15 protein-coding genes are annotated in these 17,637 nt (G+C 72.3%); 11 read left to right on the plus strand and 4 right to left on the minus strand.

Annotation, left to right across the window (positions count from 1 at the left end; all coding sequences use genetic code 11):
- The first annotated feature begins 24 nt into the window (after positions 1–24).
- From ACH34R_RS06530 to ACH34R_RS06545, 4 genes are read left to right on the plus strand one after another with little or no spacing between them, the layout of a single operon-like run.
- Entirely contained in the window at positions 25–522 is a 498-nt protein-coding gene (locus tag ACH34R_RS06530) for a DUF4365 domain-containing protein (protein WP_397560362.1), read from the plus strand.
- Positions 519–1,622, plus strand: coding sequence for a hypothetical protein (locus ACH34R_RS06535; protein ID WP_397560363.1), 1,104 nt, complete (start codon positions 519–521; stop codon positions 1,620–1,622). Before ACH34R_RS06530 ends, ACH34R_RS06535 begins: the two co-directional genes overlap by 4 nt.
- Positions 1,623–1,624: 2 nt before the next feature.
- Entirely contained in the window at positions 1,625–2,272 is a 648-nt protein-coding gene (locus tag ACH34R_RS06540; RefSeq protein ID WP_397560364.1) for a hypothetical protein, read from the plus strand.
- Positions 2,269–5,349, plus strand: coding sequence for an ATP-binding protein (locus ACH34R_RS06545; RefSeq protein ID WP_397560365.1), 3,081 nt, complete (start codon positions 2,269–2,271; stop codon positions 5,347–5,349). The genes ACH34R_RS06540 and ACH34R_RS06545 overlap by 4 nt, the downstream gene beginning before the upstream one ends.
- Before the next feature lie 275 nt (positions 5,350–5,624).
- Here the strand turns inward: ACH34R_RS06545 and ACH34R_RS06550 are convergent, their stop codons facing one another.
- On the minus strand, positions 5,625–7,169 hold the full coding sequence (locus ACH34R_RS06550; protein WP_397560366.1) for an LCP family protein: 1,545 nt from the start codon (positions 7,167–7,169) through the stop codon (positions 5,625–5,627).
- Between the two features lie 89 nt (positions 7,170–7,258).
- On the opposite strand from ACH34R_RS06550, the gene ACH34R_RS06555 reads away from it, so the two are divergent.
- Positions 7,259–8,311 carry a glycosyltransferase family 2 protein gene (locus ACH34R_RS06555; protein WP_397560367.1) on the plus strand — a complete coding sequence of 351 codons (1,053 nt, stop codon included), beginning with the start codon at positions 7,259–7,261 and terminating at the stop codon, positions 8,309–8,311.
- Between the two features lies 1 nt (position 8,312).
- Here the strand turns inward: ACH34R_RS06555 and ACH34R_RS06560 are convergent, their stop codons facing one another.
- Positions 8,313–9,551 carry a 2-C-methyl-D-erythritol 4-phosphate cytidylyltransferase gene (locus ACH34R_RS06560; RefSeq protein WP_397560368.1) on the minus strand — a complete coding sequence of 413 codons (1,239 nt, stop codon included), beginning with the start codon at positions 9,549–9,551 and terminating at the stop codon, positions 8,313–8,315.
- Positions 9,552–9,753: 202 nt separating this feature from the next.
- Between ACH34R_RS06560 and ACH34R_RS06565 the strand changes: the two genes are divergently transcribed.
- The 6 genes from ACH34R_RS06565 to ACH34R_RS06590 all read left to right on the plus strand — a co-directional run bounded on the left by ACH34R_RS06565 (position 9,754) and on the right by ACH34R_RS06590 (position 15,662).
- The gene (locus ACH34R_RS06565) at positions 9,754–11,265 is read left to right on the plus strand and encodes a CDP-alcohol phosphatidyltransferase family protein (protein WP_397560369.1); all 1,512 of its coding nucleotides are present in this window, start codon (positions 9,754–9,756) and stop codon (positions 11,263–11,265) included.
- Positions 11,266–11,287: 22 nt separating this feature from the next.
- On the plus strand, positions 11,288–11,911 hold the full coding sequence (locus ACH34R_RS06570; protein WP_397560370.1) for a DUF5941 domain-containing protein: 624 nt from the start codon (positions 11,288–11,290) through the stop codon (positions 11,909–11,911).
- A gap of 129 nt (positions 11,912–12,040) precedes the next feature.
- Positions 12,041–12,775 (plus strand): sugar phosphate nucleotidyltransferase, encoded by a 735-nt coding sequence (locus tag ACH34R_RS06575; protein ID WP_397560371.1) that lies wholly within the window; start codon positions 12,041–12,043, stop codon positions 12,773–12,775.
- A 5-nt stretch (positions 12,776–12,780) separates the two neighbouring features.
- Positions 12,781–13,821 (plus strand): iron-containing alcohol dehydrogenase family protein, encoded by a 1,041-nt coding sequence (locus ACH34R_RS06580; protein WP_397560474.1) that lies wholly within the window; start codon positions 12,781–12,783, stop codon positions 13,819–13,821.
- Positions 13,799–14,566: a CDP-alcohol phosphatidyltransferase family protein gene (locus ACH34R_RS06585; RefSeq protein ID WP_397560372.1), complete on the plus strand. Its 768-nt coding sequence runs from the start codon at positions 13,799–13,801 to the stop codon at positions 14,564–14,566. The genes ACH34R_RS06580 and ACH34R_RS06585 overlap by 23 nt, the downstream gene beginning before the upstream one ends.
- Positions 14,567–14,786: 220 nt before the next feature.
- On the plus strand, positions 14,787–15,662 hold the full coding sequence (locus tag ACH34R_RS06590; RefSeq protein ID WP_397560373.1) for a glycosyltransferase: 876 nt from the start codon (positions 14,787–14,789) through the stop codon (positions 15,660–15,662).
- A gap of 6 nt (positions 15,663–15,668) precedes the next feature.
- On the opposite strand, the gene ACH34R_RS06595 is transcribed toward ACH34R_RS06590, so the two are convergent.
- Both ACH34R_RS06595 and ACH34R_RS06600 read right to left on the minus strand, forming a co-directional pair.
- Entirely contained in the window at positions 15,669–16,406 is a 738-nt protein-coding gene (locus ACH34R_RS06595) for an acetoacetate decarboxylase family protein (RefSeq protein ID WP_397560374.1), read from the minus strand.
- Between the two features lie 42 nt (positions 16,407–16,448).
- Positions 16,449–17,579 (minus strand): glycosyltransferase, encoded by a 1,131-nt coding sequence (locus ACH34R_RS06600; RefSeq protein WP_397560375.1) that lies wholly within the window; start codon positions 17,577–17,579, stop codon positions 16,449–16,451.
- Positions 17,580–17,637: the final 58 nt, after the last annotated feature.

Below are 17,637 nucleotides of genomic sequence, written 5' to 3' on the forward strand. Positions count from 1 at the left end.
GGGCGTTCGGACGATACTCTCAGCGTGCTGGACCAGCGGAACCATCAGGGCAAGTTCGCCGAAGACTATGTCAGGGCGCTGGCCTCGGCGGCCGGGCTCATCGTCTATAAGGACGATATCGACCATGATGGGATCGATTTCGGCTTTCGTTATCCGGGCAGGGCGGGGCATATCGCCTCGCCGGCCATCGAGGTGCAGGTCAAGTCGTGGTCCGTGCCCTCAGGCAAAGGGCCGGATCTGTACTACGACGGGCTGAACGAGTTGCAGTACAACAAGCTCGTCGCCGGACCGTTTCTCGTGCCGCGTTACCTGTTCGTGGTCGTGGTCCCCGCCGACCGGGATCGGTACGCGCGGGTGGAGACCGAGGGCCTGACGCTCAGCCGGCTCTGCTATTACCGGGGGTTCGAGGGCGAGCGGCCGGTCGATGAGCCGAGCGGAAAGCGGCGGCGGGCCGTGCGGCTGCCGCTCGGCAATGTCCTCACGGTTCGCGCGCTGCGCGAACTCGTGGGGGCGCCCGCGTGAGCACGGGCCTGTCGGGCGCCGACATCAACAGCTACCTCGCCGTGACCGGCTGGGTCCGTCAGCCGCAGGAGTGGCGGGGTGCGGCCGTCTGGCTGCGCGAGGGCGACCATGAGATCTTCGTGCCCGGCACGGACGACCTCGCCGACGGACCGCGGCGGGTCAGGGAGATCTTGGCGCTGCTGGCACGACTGGAGGGCCGGTCCCGTGAGGAGATCGCCTCCGACATCGGCGCGCCCATGGCCGACGTGCAGTGGTACCGGTCGCCGATCTTCCCGGCGGACGGCCGGCTCGGGCTCGGGGACGCGGCCGTGGCGTTCGAGAGCGCGCAGGCGGCCCTCACCGCGGCGGCCCGCGCGGTACTGGCCCCCGGCCGGCCGGTGTTCGCCGGAGCGCCGCCCCGGGAGGTACGGGAGCTGCTGGCCCGGGTGCGGGTCGGGCCGATCGTGCCGTCCACGGACGTCCTGACGATCCGCGTCCCGTTGGAACGTGACGAAGCGGACGGCATCCCGCTGGCCCGCCGTACCCTGATCCTGCTCCAGCGCGCGATGGTACTGCTGCGCGACGCCGTCTCCCAGGTACACGAGACCCGTGACATGGACGTCTTCGACGGCATTGTCCGGGACGGTGTGTCGGCCGACCTCTGCGCCGCGCTCGCCCGGATGGCCGGTTCCGATCCCGAGGGCCGGATGGAAGCGGGCTTCCGCTGGGCCAGGGCCGCGCCGTCCGAGGTGCCCGTGCGGACGGTGGTGTTCGAGCCCGGTACGAAGGCCGTGCTGAGCCGGGCCGCGCACCGGTTCCACCGCCTGCACAGTGAGAACGCGTCCGTCACCGGCCGCATCGTGATGCTCGGCGACGACGGAGACCGGGACCGTTTCCGGGTCCAGATCCGCGGCGAGCCGGCGGCCGGGGAGGACCAGGCGCGCCGCCTGATCTGGGTGCGGCTGCCCGGCGAGGCGGCGTACGACATGGCCGTCGCCGCCCACCGGAGCGGGACCCTCGTACGGGCCGAAGGCACGCTCCACAACGTCAACGGCCGCCGCGAACTGGTGGCCACCGGCTTCGGCCCCCTGCCGGCCGATCGATCCGAGGAGACCACCTGACCATGGACGACATCGAGCTCAAACCCCTGGAGCGGGCCTTGCTCCTCGCCTTGATGACCCTCGGCGGATCGGCGTCCAACAACGAGCTGCGCGACCATGTGGGCAACACGCTCGTGGGCGCTCCGCGTACGCGGATGAACGCCGCCGGGCTGGTGGAGAGCGAGAAACAGGGGCAGACGTACCACCACGCGCTCACCGAGAAGGGGTGGGCGCGATGCGTGGCGGAACTCGACGCCACTGCCCCCACGGGAAGGGCCGGTAGCCCGCTCGGGCGGGTGCTGTACGGGGTGCTCGGCGTGCTCAAGGGGTACCTCGACGTCCGGGACATCAGCCTGGCGGAGTTCGTCGTCACCGCCCGCGGCGAAGGTGCCATGGACGCCGCGCCGGCGGACCTGACCCAGAGCATCAAGGACGCCTACTGGCGACTGGCGCGCCGCCCGCAGGACTGGGTGCTGCTCACCCGTATCCGGCCGCTTCTCGGGGACGTTCCCCGTGACGAGGTGGATGAGACGCTGCGCGAGATGGGGCGGCTCCCCGAAGTCCATCTCGTGCCCCGGGCCGACCAGAAGTCCCTGAGCGACGAAGACAGGGAGGCGGCCGTGCTCATCGGCGGCCAGAGCAAGCACCTGCTGGCGATCGAGGCGCGATGAGTGAGCCGGAACTGCGCGCGCTGCGCGCCATAAGTCACATCCTCGACTGGACGGCCACCGCCGAGCACGCCTGGAACCCCCGGCCCTACCACGTCGGCGGCATGCACCCGAGGGCCGAGCGACTGATCCTCGACGGCATCGAGGAGGCGTCCCGGCTCGCCACCGCCAGCCCGCTGGGAGCGGTGATCGAAGGGCCGGGCGGCGCGGGCAAGACCCATCTGCTCGGCTGGGTCAGAGGCGAGGTCGCTCGGGCGGGCGGCTACTTCTTCCTGGTGGAGTTCGGCGTTGGAGATGATTTCTGGCGCCGGACCACCGGGGCGATGGTGACGGACCTGGGCAAACCGGCCAACGGCGCGGACGGTCCCGTCCAGGCCATGGTGGCGCTGCACGGACTGGCCGGCCTCGCCGGAGTGGGCGACCGCATCCGCGCGGCGGCCGAGCGCCCGTCAGGGCTCTCCCTGGACGATCTGGACGCCCTCGTGAACGGCCTTCGGGCCATGGACCGGCAACTCCTGCACTACAAGGACACCATCCGGGCGCTCGCCCTCTACGCCACCGACAAGGGTCCGGGCGTTGACGTCGCCCACGACCACCTGAAGTCGGCGGAGGAGGCCGAGGAGGGCGACCGCCGGGCCTGGGGGATGAGCAGGCAGGTCAAGCCGCCGCACGACATCGCCGTCGAGCTGTCGGCGATCCTGGCGCTGACCGGCCCGAGCGTCATCGCGGTGGATCAGATCGACGCGATCCTGAGACTGCCGCGCTCGCAGCGGGCCGGCACGGAACCGGGCGGTGAAACGGTCGATGAGGTCGCCGGTGGGCTCATGGCGTTGCGCCACGCGACCCGGCGCACGCTCTGCCTGGTGGCCTGCCTGCCGGACTCGTGGGAACGAATCAGCAATCACGCCGTTGACACCGCGCGCGACAGGTTCCGTACGTCGCTGATCCTCAACTCGATACCGACCGCCGAGGTCGCCAGGGAACTGGTCGAGCGGCGGTTCGAGGTGGCGTTCGCCAATGCGGGCTACAACCCGCCGCATCCGGTGTGGCCGATCGAGCCCGGCGCGTTCGCCACGGCCACCAGCCTCACCCCGAGAAGGCTGCTCCAGAGGATCGGGGAGCACATCGACGGGTGCCGGGCCGATGGCGTGGTACGTCCGCTGGAACGCTTCACCACCGACGCTCCCGTGATCATCCCGCCACCCGGGCACGTGGAGCCGCAGCCGGATTTCGGCAGGCTCGACGCCCGCTTCAAGGAACTCCGCGCCCAGGCCGAGGTGGAGGACGCCTTAGACGCCCAGCACGAGGACGAGGTCGCCCCCGTGCTGCTCACCGCCGGCCTCACCGCCTGGATCACCGAGCAGGGAGAGGCCGGTCGCGGGTTCTCCGTCGATCCGCTGCCCGGCCACAAGCCGCCCGTCCACGCCCGCCTGCGTCAGGTGCTCGACCCCGACACCGACGAACAACGACACTGGACGTTCCGGGTGATCGGCGCAAAGCATCACATCGCCGCCCTCAAGCGGCTCAAGGATGGCATAGCGGAGTCCGGAATCGGGCCGAAGACGCCCGACCGCTGTTTCATCGTGCTGCGCAACCACGCATGGGCGGATGGTCCCTCCACCCGGAAGCAGCTAGATCTTCTGGAGGACTCCGGCGGGCGGTCGATTCCGTTGCGCAGTGATGACCTGCGGGTGTTCGAGGCGTTGCGGCTGATGGAGGCCGATCGCGACCCGGAGTTCGACCTGTGGCTGCGGGCCCGGCGTCCGGCGTCCGGTACCGAACTCCTCGGCGACACCCTCGGCGACGTGGCAGGCGAGCCGCCCGCCGAAGTACCGCGGCGACCCGAGCCTTCCAGCGCCCCGATCATCGTGGTCGGCAAGCGGCTGGACACCGGCGCCACCCTGGAACTCAAACTGAGCGTCCTGGCCCGCCACACCGCCGTCTTCGCGGGCTCCGGTTCCGGCAAGACGGTGTTCCTGCGCCGCCTGGTGGAGGAGTGCGCGCTGCACGGGGTGTCCTCGATCGTCCTGGACCCGAACAACGACCTCGCCCGCCTCGGCGACCCCTGGCCCGCCCCGCCCCCTGGATGGGGCCCCGGCGACGAGGAGCGGGCGGCCCGGTACTTCGCCGGGACCGAGGTCGTCGTCTGGACCCCGGGACGTTCCCGGGGACGTCCGCTGAGCTTCCAGCCGCTGCCCGACTTCTCCGCCGTCCTCGACGACCGTGACGAACTCGACTCCGCCCTCGCGGTCGCCGTCGAAACGCTCGCCCCCAAGGCGGGCGTCAGCGGCACGAGCGCCAGGGCGCGCAAGGGCGAGGCCGTACTGCGTCAGGCGCTGGAGCACTTCGCGCGTTCGGGTGGCGGCGACTTCGCCGCGTTCCGCGGCATGCTGTCGGAGCTGCCGTTCGAGGCCAGCCAGATCCACGGGGCCGACCTGATCGCCGCCGAGCTGGGCCAGCTTCTCACCGCCGCGACGATCACCGATCCGCTCTTCGCGGGCGCCGGCGAGGCGGCCGACCCCGCGCGGCTGCTCACGCCGTCCGAGGGGAAGAGGGCCCGCGTCTCGGTCATCAGCCTCATCGGCCTGAACGACGACGCCAGGCCGGGATTCGTCAGCCGCCTCCAGATGGCCCTGTTCTCCTGGATCAAGCGCAACCCGGCCCGCGGCCGTCCGCTGGGCGGCCTGTACGTCGTGGACGAGGCACAGGCCCTCGTCCCCGCGACGCCCAAGACCGAGGCGCTGGCCAGCACCCTGACGCTGGCGTCGCAGGCCCGCAAGTACGGCCTGGGCCTGGTCTTCGCCACCCAGGCCCCGCGCGGGCTGCACAACCAGATCGCCGGGAACGCGACAACGCAGTTCATCGGCAGGATGAACAGCCCCACGCAGATCACCGTGGTCAAGGAACTGGCGCAGGCCCGCGGCGGCAAGGCCGACCGGGTGGGGCGGCTGGAGGCCGGTCAGTTCTACGCCGCGAGCGACGGCATCCCGGAGGCGCTGATCCGCGCGCCGCAGTGCCTGAGCCACCATCCGGCCGATCCGCTGGTCGAACAGGAGATCCTGCGCCGCGCCGCGGGTTGACGGGCGGCCGGCTCAGTACGGAGGCGGCCACCGGGGCGGGCCGTACGGCGAGCGGGGCCGGCCGCGGCCAGGCGCGGTGCCCAGATGCTCCGCACCGGAGGTCACCCACACACTGAACGTCCGTCCGTACGACTCACTCGGCGGAACGGCGGGCATGGCGGCGGCGGGCTCCCGTGGGGGCGTACGCGGGGACACTCGTGCAGCGCCACTTTCGCATGTGGCCGCGCGCCGCGTCACCGGCTTTTCCGACCGTGGACCCCAGGCCCGCCGGCGGGTCACTTCTTGCAGATGTTCTGGGTCGCGGTCTTGGCGGCGGGCGACGCCGTGGGGGCGGCCGTGGGGCCCGTGCTGGGAGTGGGAGCCACCGGCGGCTGCTCGTCCACGGTGACCTTCTTGGCCCCCGGGTACTGGCGTCCGACGACCACCTCGATCCTGGCCCCCAGCTCGTCGGCGCGGCGGAGTTCGGCGCCCTTGAGCGCGGCGGCCACCGTGCGCGCGGAGTCGGCGCGCCCCGGGCCGTACCGGATCACGGTCTTCTGGAAGTCGGTGCGCGCGGCGTTGCCCGCCTGGTCGGGCACCCGGAAGCCCGCCTTGAGCAGGTCGGCCCGGACCGTCGCGCCCCGGCCCGTGACGCCGGTGCCGTTGAGGACGCGGATCGCGATGCGCTCGGGCGGGATCGTGACGGCCTGCGGGCCCGGCGTGGCCTTGGCCGAGGAGGTGGCCCCCACGGAGGCCTTGACGCTCGGCTTCGGCGACGGCTTGGTGAGCTGTTCGTCGGCGGCGATCCGCCGGAACAGGTCGCGGGAGCGCTGTTTGTCCCACAGCACCGCGCTCTCGCCGCTCGGGGTCTTGTAGTCGGGGTCGGCCAGCGGCACCTGGGCGAAGGTCACGTCGTCGGTGGAGACGTCCTTGAGCTGGGTGGCGAGCCCGAGCAGGTCGTCGGACAGGGCGTCGTCCACGGTGAGCGCGCTGAGCGCGGATTCGATCAGCGCGGAGAGCTTCGTGGGGTCGGTCAGCGTGCCCCGGCTCAGCGCCTGGTTCAGCAGCGCGGAGATGACCTGCTGCTGGCGGTCGATCCGGTCGAGGTCGGAGCGGGCGGTGGCGCGCGTGCGGGCGTAGGCGAGGGCCTTGATGCCGTCCAGCTCGTAGGTGCCGGGCCGGAGGCTGAGCGCGGTGTTGGGGTCGTTGATGGGCACGGGGGTGCAGACCGACACGCCGCCGAGCGCGTCCACCACGTCGATGAACCCGAGCACGTTGACCTCGACATAGTGGTTGATGGTCAGGCCGGTGACGTTCTGGACGGTCTTCACGGCGAGCTTGGCCCCGCCGAACTGGTAGGCGGAGTTGATCTTGTGCGTGCCCTTGCCGGGGATCGTCACCCAGGTGTCCCGGGGCAGGCTGACCACGGTGATCTTGCTGTGGTCCTCCGACAGATGGATCAGCATCATCGTGTCGGTGCGCTGCCCGGACTCCCGGCCCAGCTTGAGCAGGTTCTGTTGCCGCCGGGTGAGGTTGTCGCGCTTGTCCACGCCGACGACCAGGATGTTCAGGGCGCCGCGCGCCGCCGAGCCCGCCACGCCCGCGTCGACCTTGCCGATCCGGCCCGCCGCGTAGTTGGGCAGCGCCCAGGACGCGCACGACCCGGCCAGCACGACCATCGACAGGGCGCCGCTGAGCAGCAGCTTGCGCCGCCGCGCCCGGGCCCCGCGCGCGGTGCGGCCCCGCGTGCGCGAAGGTGGGAGGCGTACGCCGCCGTAGGCGTCGCCGCCGACGCGCACCACCGAGTCTTCGCCCACGTCGGGACCATCCGGGTCGCGCATCCGCCACCCCCTCCCGAACTCGACTGGTCGATGAGGTCGTCGAAGAGGTTGCCGACCCCACCCGCTCGTACAGTAGCGTGACCACCGCCATGAAGCAGTTCCCAGACTCGCCCGCGCCGAGCGCGTCATCGACCGGCGCCCACGCGATTCCGCAGCAGCCCGCCAAGACCCGGGTCTGGCCTCCCGTCTCCGTCGTCATGCCGGTGCTGAACGAAGAGCGCCACCTTGGCGAGGCCGTACGGCAGGTGCTCGCCCAGGCGTACGACGGGCCGATCGAGGTCGTCCTGGCCATAGGTCCCTCGCACGACCGCACCCAGCAGGTCGCCGACGCGCTCGCCGCGGCCGACCCCCGGGTGGTCGTCGTGGCCAACCCCACCGGCCGCACCCCCAACGCGCTCAACGCCGCCATCGCCGCCTCCCGCAACGGGATCATCGCGCGGGTCGACGGCCACGCCATGCTCCCGCCCGACTACCTCAAGGTCGCGGTCGAGACGCTGGAGGCGACCGGGGCCGACAACGTCGGCGGCGTCATGGCGGCCGAGGGCGAGACGCCGTTCGAGCACGCGGTGGCCCGGGCGATGACCTCCAAGCTGGGGGTGGGCGGGGCGCGCTTCCACACCGGCGGCGAGCCCGGCCCGGCCGACACGGTCTATCTCGGCGTGTTCCGCAGGGAGGCGCTGGACCGCGTGGGCGGCTACGACGAGCACTTCCAGCGCGCCCAGGACTGGGAGATGAACCACCGCATCCGCGAGTCGGGCGGCCTGGTGTGGTTCCAGCCCCGGATGCAGGTGTCCTACCGGCCGCGGCCCAACGTGCGGGCCCTCGCCCGCCAGTACTTCCACTACGGGCGCTGGCGCAGGGTCGTGGCCCGCACCCACCAGGGCACGATCAACCTGCGCTACCTCGCCCCGCCCGCGGCCGTGCTGGCCATCCTGGCGGGGCTGGTGGCCGCGCCGTTCTTCTGGCCCGCGTTGCTCGTCCCGGCCTGCTACCTCGCCGCCATCGTGGGCGGCGCGCTGCTGACCGGGGGCGGCCTGCCCGCGGGCGCGCTGGCCCGCCTGCCGCTGGTGTACGCGACCATGCACCTCGCCTGGGGATGGGGCTTCATCACCAGCCCGCCGCGGCTCAGCAAGCCACGCTGATTCAGCGGGCCTCGGTGACCTGACCGGTCGTGCCGGAGGCGAGCACGGCGAGGCAGGCTTCGGCGACCCTGCCGGGGTCGTCGGTGCGAGCGATGACGCAGTTGACCCGCACGCCGTACGCGGCCTCCTCGCCCGCCAGCGCGCGGGCCAGCCCGGCCGGCGCGGACTCCGTCACGGCCGCCAGGCCGCCCCCGCCCCCGCCCGCGCAGAACAGCAGGTGCCCGCGCGACTCCCGGAGGTACGGCAGAGCCGCCCGCGCGGCCCGTACCGGCCCGAGGACCCCCTGCTCTACGGCCCGCGTCACATCGCCTTCGGCGGCCTCGCCCAGCGCGCCCGGCGCTCCGGGCGTCACGATCACCACGCGGTCGGCCGGGCCGTCCAGGGCCGTCGCGACCTTGGCCCCGCGCCGCGCGGCCAGGGCGGCGAGCGCGCCCGCGACCGGCCCGTCGCCGAGGACCGTCACCGCCCGCCCGGCCAGATCCGCGGCGCTTTGCGGAATCGCCGTGGTGGCGAGGTGGAAAAGCGTCTCGGCGATGGCAAGATCGGTCGGATGGGTGACCTTGATGTTGCGCTCACTGCCGGGCACGATGTGGATCGGTACCTCGGGGAGGTAGCGCAGCACCACCCCGCAGTCGTCGGTGGCGGGCCGGGAGGCGAAGCCCGGGTCGGCCAGCGCCCTGAGGTACGCCTCGCGGATCATCTCCAGCCGGAAGCCCTGCGGCGTCTGCGCCCGCCGGAACAGCGCCCGGTCGGGGATGTCGCGGATCACCTCGCCGTCGCCGGCCGGGTCCACCCGCCACAGCGTGTCCGAGCTGGGCACGGCCACCCCCACCGCCCGGTGGCGGGCCAGCGCGGCCACGCACCGGGTGATGATCGCCGGCTCCAGCAGGAACCGCACCGCGTCGTGCAAAAGCACGTCAGCGTCGCCGTCGCCGATGTGCTCAAGGGCCCGCCAGGTCGTCTCGGTACGGCTGGCACCGCCCTCGACCACCGCCCGCACCTTGCGAAACCCCTCCAGGGCGACGATCTCCTCGGCCTCGCGCACGTAGCCGGGCGTCATCAGCACCACGATCTCGTCGATCTCCGGCGCGCCCTCGAAGACCGCCAGCGTGTGGGCCAGGATGCTCCGCCCCGCCACCCGCGCGAACTGCTTGGGGGTCTTGAGCCCGGCCCGCGCTCCGACACCGCCCGCCAGGATCGCGGCCACGGTACGGCGACGCCGGTCGTCACTAGCGGTCACGGATGCTTCCTCCACGTCGAGGGGTGTGCGGCTCACCCGAGCGTATCGGCATGGACACACCACCGTCTGATCAGGAATGAATGGCCCGCCACGGTCGTGAACTCCGGTCAACATCCCGCTACGCTGGGTGCGCACTTCCCGTTCGTGCGGCGGCCGTCGGCGTGAGGGAGCGAAGGAGTAGCCGTTTGGCAGTGATCTCGCAGTGATCCCACCGTCCGCGCCGTCGCCGCCCGCCGAGACGTCGGGCGGCCACCGGCCCTCGCGCGCCGCGGCCGTGGTGCTCGCCACCACCCCCGCGGCCAGATCCGCCCTGGCCGACGGCACGGTCCTCGACCGGCTCGCCGGGCAGCTCGACACCCTGCCCGTCCGTGACGTCCACGTGGTGGCGCGCACGGCCGTCGCCGTGGGTCCTGGGGCCGCCGACGGCACCCGGGGGCTGGTGGACGATCTCAGGAGCGTGGCGAAGGTCGCCAGGGCGTCCTCGGGGCCCGTCGCCGTGCTGCCCGGCGACCTGGTGGCCCACCGGGAGGCGCTGGCCATGTTGCTCGAACACCCCGCCCGCGACACCGCCGCGCTGGTGGCCGCCGACGGCGGGGACGGCGGCCCGCTGCGCCCGCCGGTGCGCGTCGAGCGCGGCCGGGTGGCCGCGGCGGGCAGTTCCTACCACCGGGTCGTCGAGCCCAACGGCACCTTCCGCGGCGTGTTACAGGTCGGCGAGGCCGATCTCGGCGGCCTGGCGGGAGTGGCCGAGGAGCTGGCCGAGCACGTACAGGGCGGCCGGCTGGGCACGGTCAGCGGCGCCGAGGTCGGCGACCTGATCCTGGTCGGCCTGGTCCGGGCGGGCGTCCCGGTACGCGCGGCCATGCTCGGGCCGCTGCGCTGCGACCGGGTGACCGGCCCCGGGCAGGCGGCCGACGCGGTGCGCCGCCTGGCGGAGGTCGATGAGACCGCGGCCCGGCTGGACGCGGCGATCAAGTCCGACGACGGGTTCGTCGCCACCCACCTCGTCAGCTCGTGGTCGGCCTGGCCGGTGCGGCTGTGCGCCCGGCTGTCGCTCACCCCGAACGCGGTGACCGGCATGTCGCTCGGGCTGGCCGCGCTGGCCGCGGTGTGGTTCTCGGCGGGGGAGCGGCCCGCGATGCTGGCGGGCGCGGGGCTGGTGCTGCTGTCCTTCGTGCTCGACTGCGTGGACGGCCAGCTCGCCCGTTTCACCCGCGCGTTCTCGCCGCTCGGGGCGTGGCTGGACGCGATCTCCGACCGGGCCAAGGAGTACCTCGTGTACGTGGGACTGGCCGCCGGTTACACCGGGGCGGTGGGGCTGCCCGGCGGGATCTGGGCGCTGGCGGTCTCGGCCATGGCCCTGCAGACCCTGCGCCACACGATCGACTTCTCGTTCAAGGCGTCGGCGGCCGAGGCGGGCCGTGCCCAGCCGGAACGGCCGCGCTCGCTGGCCGACCCCGGCGACGTGCCGCCGCAGCCCCCGCCGCCATCCGACCGGCGCAGCCCGCTGGTGCGCCTGTCCCGGCGCTTCGACCAGGGGGCCGTCCGCTGGCTGCGCAAGATCGTGGTGCTGCCGATCGGGGAGCGGATGGCGCTGATCGCGGTCACCGCGGGCCTGTTCGACGCCCGGGTGACCTTCCTGGCCCTGCTGGGCTGGGGCGGCCTCGCCATGCTCTACACCGTGACCGGGCGCGTCGCCAGGTCGGTTTCGTGACGGGGCGGGAAAGGACGGGCCGGTGATCTCCGTGAACATGACCCCCGTGCCGCCGAGCACGCTGGTCGCCTACCGCGACGACGGCTCGCTGTCGCGCGGGATGGGCCTGCTGGTGGCCGGGCAGTTGCCGCCGCTGCCGCCCGCGCTGGCCGGCGCGTTCGTGACGGCGGTGCTGCTGGTGGTCGGCGTGGCCGGTTCCGACGGCCTGGCGGTGTTCGCCCCCGCGGTCGCGCTGCTGCTGGCCGGGCCGGGCAGTTCGCACCTGCACGACGGCCGCCTGGACTGGCTGGTGCCGCCCACCCTGCGGCTGACCGAGTACGTCTTCGTCGCCTCGGTGGGGTTCGCCAGGGACGTGCCGCCCGCGCTGATCTTCGCCTTGATCGGAGCGATGGCCTTTCACCACTACGATGTCGTCTACCGCGTGCGTCAGCGCGTCTATCCGCCGTCCTGGCTCGCCACGGCAGGGCTCGGCTGGGACGGGCGGATGCTCTTGGTCGCGCTCGGCGGGCTCGCCGGCCGGGTGACGCTCCTGTTCGTGCTGCTCGGGCTCTACCTGTGGTGCCTCTTCCTGTGGGAGAGCGTGACCTGCTGGCTCGCCGCCCCGCGCTCCGGGCTGGAGGCCGCCGACCTCGGCGCACAGGACTGACGCGGCAGAGCCGGCATCGGCGCGTTAACACGATTCGAGGGCCCGGCTAACGGGGGATTACACGATCAGGGCCGGAAGGCAACTAACCTTTGGGCCTACGAATGTGACGCGCGGATGAGGAGTTGCACGTTGCTGGGAATGGTGCTGGCCGCCGGGGCCGGACGTCGTCTGCGGCCGTACACCGACACGTTGCCCAAGGCCCTCGTGCCGGTCGACGGAGACACCACGATCTTGGACATCGCGTTGCGCAACCTCGCCGCGGTCGATCTGCGCGAGGTCGTGGTGGTGGTCGGGTACGCCGCACAGGCCGTACACGAGCGCAAGGCCGACTTGGAGCGCCGCCACGGCGTACGGCTGACGCTGGTCCACAACGACAAGGCCGAGGAGTGGAACAACGCCTACTCGCTGTGGTGCGCCCGAGAGCACTTCGCCCAGGGGGCGCTGCTGGTCAACGGTGACACCGTCCACCCGGTCTCGGTCGAGGAGACCCTGCTCGGCGCGCCCGCCACGACCGACCTTCTGCTCGCGGTGGACGACGTCAAGACGCTCGCCGAGGAGGAGATGAAGGTCACGCTGTCGCCCGAGGGCGACCTGCGGGAGATCACCAAGCTGATGGACCCGGCCGCCGCGTACGGTGAGTACATCGGGGCCACGCTCATCCGCCCCGGGGCCGCCGACCGGCTGGCCGACGCGCTGCGCGCCACCTTCGAGCGCGACCCGCAGCTCTACTACGAAGACGGCTACGCCGAGATGGTCGCGCGCGGCGAGCGGATCGCGGTGGCACCGATCGGCAAGGTCGATTGGGTCGAGGTCGACAACCACGACGACCTGGCCAAGGCCCGGGAGATCGCATGCCGATACTAGCCAGGATGCTCCCCGCGCCGCTGACCATGCAGGTCCGCAGGGGGGCCATCGCCGAGCTGGGTTCGCTGCTCACCGACAGCCGGGTGGCGACCTCCGGGCGGGTGGCCGTGGCGGTCGGGGCCGGGCAGGGCGACAAGATCGCCACGATGATCGCGTCCACGCTGGGCGAGGCGGAGCTGTTCCGGGTGCCGGACGGCTCGGTCGACGCCGCCGTCTCGCTCGGGGCCGACCTGCGCAAGGGCGCCTTCGAGGCGGTCGTGGGCATCGGCGGCGGCCGGACCATCGACGCGACGAAGTACGCCGCGTCGCTGGCCGGCATCCCGATGGTCGCGGTGGCCACCAACCTGTCCCACGACGGCATCTGCTCGCCCACGGCGTCCCTGACGCACGAGGGCGGCAAGGGCTCCTTCGGCGTCCCGATGCCACTGGCGATCATGGTCGATCTCGACTTCGTCCACGACGCCCCGCCCTCGCTGGTCCGCGCCGGGATCGGCGACGTGGTGAGCAACCTGTCCGCGATCGAGGACTGGCAGCTCGCCGCGGCCGAGCGGGGCGAGCCGATCGACGGGCTGGCCTGCTCGGTGTCCCGTACCGCGGCCGAGGCCGTGATCGGCAGGACCGACTCGATCGAATCCGACGCCTTTTTGACTGTTCTGGCCGAATCGTTGATCCTCTCCGGCATGTCGATGGTCATCGCAGGGTCATCTCGTCCCGCCAGCGGCGGCGACCATGAGATCCTTCATGCCGTGGATCAGCTCTACCCCGGGACCTCCAATCACGGCGAGTTGGCCGGTATCGGCGCCGCCTTCTGCTTCTTCCTGCGCGACGACACGCAGCGGCTGGCCCAGGTGGTCGGCTGCCTGCGCAGGCACGAGCTGCCCGTGACACCGGGCGACGTCGGGCTCACCGAAGAGCAGTTCACCGAGGCGGTGGTGCTCGCCCCGGCGACGCGTCCGGGCCGGTACACGATCTTGGAGCACCTTCGCCTGTCGGACACCGAGGTGCGGGAGCGGGTGGGAGCGTATGTCCGGGCCGTCGGTCGCTGAGATCCGCGCGGTCGCGCAGCCGGCCGGCACGATGGACCGCCGCAGCGGCGAACACTGGGCCGGCCTGCTCTACATGCGCAAGCTGTCGGTCTACGTCACCTGGGCGCTGGCCAAGACGCCGATCACGCCCAACCAGGCGACCGGCCTGATGATCCTGTGCGGGCTGCTGGCCGGGGTCGTGCTCGCGCTGCCCGGCCTTTGGGCGGCGGTGGGCGCGGCCGTGCTGGTCCAGGTCTACCTGCTGCTGGACTGCTCGGACGGCGAGCTGGCCCGCTGGACCGGCCGCACCTCGATCACCGGCGTCTACCTCGACCGGGTGGGCCACTACTTCGCCGAGGCCGCGCTGCTGATCGGGCTGGGCTTTCGCGCGTCCGTGACGGTCCCCGACTGGTACACCGTGCTGGGGTTCGCCGCGGCGCTGGGCGCCATCCTGATCAAGGCGGAGACCGACCTGGTGGACGTGGCCCGGGCCAGGTCCGGGCTGGTGGCCGCGACCGAGGCGTCGGCCGAGCACTTCGCCTCGCGGCGGCTCGGCATGGCCCGCAAGGTCGCGGCGGCGCTGCGCTTCCACCGCATCGTGCAGGCGGTCGAGCTGTCCATCCTGGTGGTGATCGCCGCGGCCTGGGACGCGCTGGCCGGCGGCGGCGCGGCCACCCGGGTGCTGGTCGTGGCCTGCGCGGTGGTGGCGGTGCTCCAGCTCGTGCTGCACCTGGTCAGCATCCTGGCCTCGCGGCGGCTGGCATGATCGTTAGCGTGATCGCGCCGACGGGGAACCGACCGGCGGCGCGGTACGTCGTATGTGGAAGACACTCACTGTTCGGTGGGGGTTTGCTAGCGGTTCCGATACGCTTATTTCGCAGTAAATCTGGAATGGAGCGTTCGGACGGAATTGCCCGACACGGCAGACTCGGTGATCATGGAAGTATGCAGCGCACGGCCGATCAACGCGTCAAGGCGATGACGCATTGAAGATTTCGTGCGTCATCCTCACCATGGGCAACCGGATCGCCGAGCTTGACCGGGCGGTGGAGTCCGCGCTCGGCCAGGCCGACGGCGACGTCGAGGTGGTGATCGTCGGCAACGGGGCGGACGTGCCCGAGCTGCGCGCCGAGCCGCCCCCCGGTTCCTCGATCAAGAACGTCCGGCTGCCGCGCAACACCGGCATCCCCGCGGGGCGCAACCGCGGGGTCGAGGAGAGCTCCGGCGACGTGGTGCTCTTCCTCGACGACGACGGCTGGTACGCCAACCAGAAGGTCGCCGCGCACGTGCGCGAGCGCTTCGCCACCGAGCCCGACCTCGCGGTGATCTCCTTCAGGGTGATGGACCCGGAGGGCGGCAACGGCCAGCGCCGCCACGTGCCCCGGCTGCGCGCGGGCGACCCCGAGCGGTCCTCCCCGGTGACCACCTTCCTGGGCGGCGCGTGCGCCATCAGGCGCTCGGCGTTCCTCCAGGTCGGCGGCCTGCCGGAGCGGTTCTTCTACGCGCACGAGGAGACCGACCTGGCCTGGCGGCTGCTCGGCGAGGGCTACCGCATCGAGTACGACGCCGAGACGGTCATGTACCACCCGCAGGTGCCGCCCACCCGGCACGCCGACTTCTACCGGCTCAACGCCCGTAACCGGGTCTGGCTGGCCCGGCGTAACCTGCCCTGGCCGCTGGCCGCCCTCTACCTGCTCGACTGGGTCGTGCTCACGCTGGTCCGCGAGCGGTCGGGGATGGCGCTGCGGGCGTGGTTCAAGGGCTTCTCCGAGGGGCTGCGCGAGCCGGCCGGGGAGCGCCGTCCGATGGCCTGGCGTACGGCCTGGCGGATGCTCCGCCTCGGCCGCCCGCCCATCGTGTAGCGCCCCTCACGCCCGCACGGCCTCGCCGATCGTCATCGACATCCTGGCGACGGTCGCGGTCATCAGCGCGTGCTTGGGCAGCCCCAGCTCGCTCAGCTCCTTGGCGATCGGATGGTTGCCCAGCCGGATCAGCGCGCCCCCCGGCCGGGCCCGCACCCCGCGCGGCGACATCGACCACGGGGTACGGCGAATGACGCCGCCGAGGTCGGTGTAGGCGTCGAAGGGCGCGGCGGTCCGCCTGACCGGCACCGGCATGCCCGGTTTGACCAGCAGGTCGAGCACCAGGCGGCCGTCTCTGCGCAGCACGCAGCGCTTGTACGGCGAGTCGAGCCGCAGGTCGATGTCCGCAAGTTCCTTGGGGAACCCCCAGATGCCGCGCCCGGCCTCCATGGTGAACGCCTGGTCCACCGGGAGCCAGTGGACGAACGCGCCGGTGCCCACCCGCCGTACGTCGGACAGGCCGGCCAGCGCCCCGCCGCCCCGGACACGGGCCGCCCCCGGCGGGCGCACCAGGAAGGACACCCCGAACTCGCCGTAGGACCCCAGGTCGGAATCGGTGTACTGGACGAACGTCAGCGTGCAGGCGGCCCTGCCGGGGACCACCTCGGTGATGTCCAGCCCCGAGTAGGCGATCACCGCGCGGGCGGCGTCGGCGCGGACCAGGTAGGTCGCCACGCAGGCCGTCGCCTCCCGGACGCGCACCGGCATGGTGACCAGTCGTCCCTGGATCAAGTGGTGTGCCATGGTTCCAGTAGACCAACAGCCGATGCCCGCGTCACGCACCGCCTAGACCGTGACGGCCTTGCCGGGCGGCGGAGCGGAGGCGATCTTGGCGGCCAACGCCCACTCCTCCAGCAGCGCGACGAACTCGGCGGCGTGCTCGGGCCAGTTGTGGTGGTGCAGCGCCTCGGCGTACCCGCGCGCGCCCATGGCCGCCCGCCGTTCGGGGTCCTCGCGCAGCCGGAGTACGGCGTGCACCATGGCGTCCACGTCGCCGAACGGTACGATCACGCCGCAGTCGATCCGGCCCACCAGCGAGGCCGACAGCGGCAGCGGCGTCGTGATCACCGGGATGCCGCGCGCCATGTACTCGACCACCTTCGTCGGCAGCGACTGCCGGTAGTTGGGCACGTCGTGCAGCAGCGACAGCCCCGCGAGCGCCCCCTCGGCCATCCGCAGCGCGTGCCGGTTCGGGACATAGCCGAACCAGTCCAGCAGGCCCTCGTGCTGCGCGTCGCGCAGCACCGGGCGCACGCCCGGGTCGGCCGCGCCCACCAGGTCCATCCGGACACCGTGCTCGGCCAGCCTGCGGGCCAGCTCGACCAGTTCCAGCGCGCCCCTGGCCGCCGACAGGTGGCCGACGTAGACGACCCGGTCGTCGCCGGGCGGCGGCGGGGCGGTCTCCGGCACGAACGTGGTGTTCCTGACCACCGGGTGCAGGCGGTCGAACCTGGCCTGGTAGGAGTCCTCGGCGAGGATCAGGCGCATCCGGCGCTCGGCGTTCGCCTCGATCCGCCGGATCAGCGGCGGCAGCACCCGGCACAGCACCTCGGGCAGGTACTGCTTGGCCACCAGCGCCCCCGCCGTGTCCTCGTGCACGTCCCAGACGCACGGCGGGCGGCGCCGCCCCCTGGGCAGCGCGAACAGCAGCTCGATGTCGTGTACGACGATCACGTCGGAGTCTTTGGCGGCCCGCCGCAGCGCCCGCCTTGCCGCCCTGATCGCCCGGTATCTTCTGCGCCCCACGGCCCTCGGCACGTCGACCGCGCGTACTTCGGGCCTCGGTGTGACGTTGCAGTGGGTGAAAGGCGCGATATAGGTCACCTCGTGCCCCGCATCGAGAAGCGCACGGATCTGCCGGTGCAGAATCCGTGCGTCCTCGGGGTGGTGGACGACGGTCGCGACGCATACGCGCATGCTTCGATGCTGCGCCGCCAGCCCGTCATGCTCGGATGTGTTGCGTAAATGCCGGTGA

The sequence above is a fragment of the Spongiactinospora sp. 9N601 genome (assembly GCF_044326295.1).
Taxonomy (GTDB): domain Bacteria; phylum Actinomycetota; class Actinomycetes; order Streptosporangiales; family Streptosporangiaceae; genus Spongiactinospora; species Spongiactinospora gelatinilytica.

Coding starts and splice junctions, on each gene's coding strand:
- ACH34R_RS06555 (WP_397560367.1), top strand. CDS start 7,259: ATGAAGCAGTTCCCAGACTCGCCCGCGCCGAGCGCGTCATCGACCGGC.
- ACH34R_RS06550 (WP_397560366.1), bottom strand. CDS start 7,169: ATGCGCGACCCGGATGGTCCCGACGTGGGCGAAGACTCGGTGGTGCGC.
- ACH34R_RS06585 (WP_397560372.1), top strand. CDS start 13,799: ATGTCCGGGCCGTCGGTCGCTGAGATCCGCGCGGTCGCGCAGCCGGCC.
- ACH34R_RS06540 (WP_397560364.1), top strand. CDS start 1,625: ATGGACGACATCGAGCTCAAACCCCTGGAGCGGGCCTTGCTCCTCGCC.
- ACH34R_RS06595 (WP_397560374.1), bottom strand. CDS start 16,406: ATGGCACACCACTTGATCCAGGGACGACTGGTCACCATGCCGGTGCGC.
- ACH34R_RS06580 (WP_397560474.1), top strand. CDS start 12,781: ATGCTCCCCGCGCCGCTGACCATGCAGGTCCGCAGGGGGGCCATCGCC.
- ACH34R_RS06600 (WP_397560375.1), bottom strand. CDS start 17,579: ATGCGCGTATGCGTCGCGACCGTCGTCCACCACCCCGAGGACGCACGG.
- ACH34R_RS06545 (WP_397560365.1), top strand. CDS start 2,269: ATGAGTGAGCCGGAACTGCGCGCGCTGCGCGCCATAAGTCACATCCTC.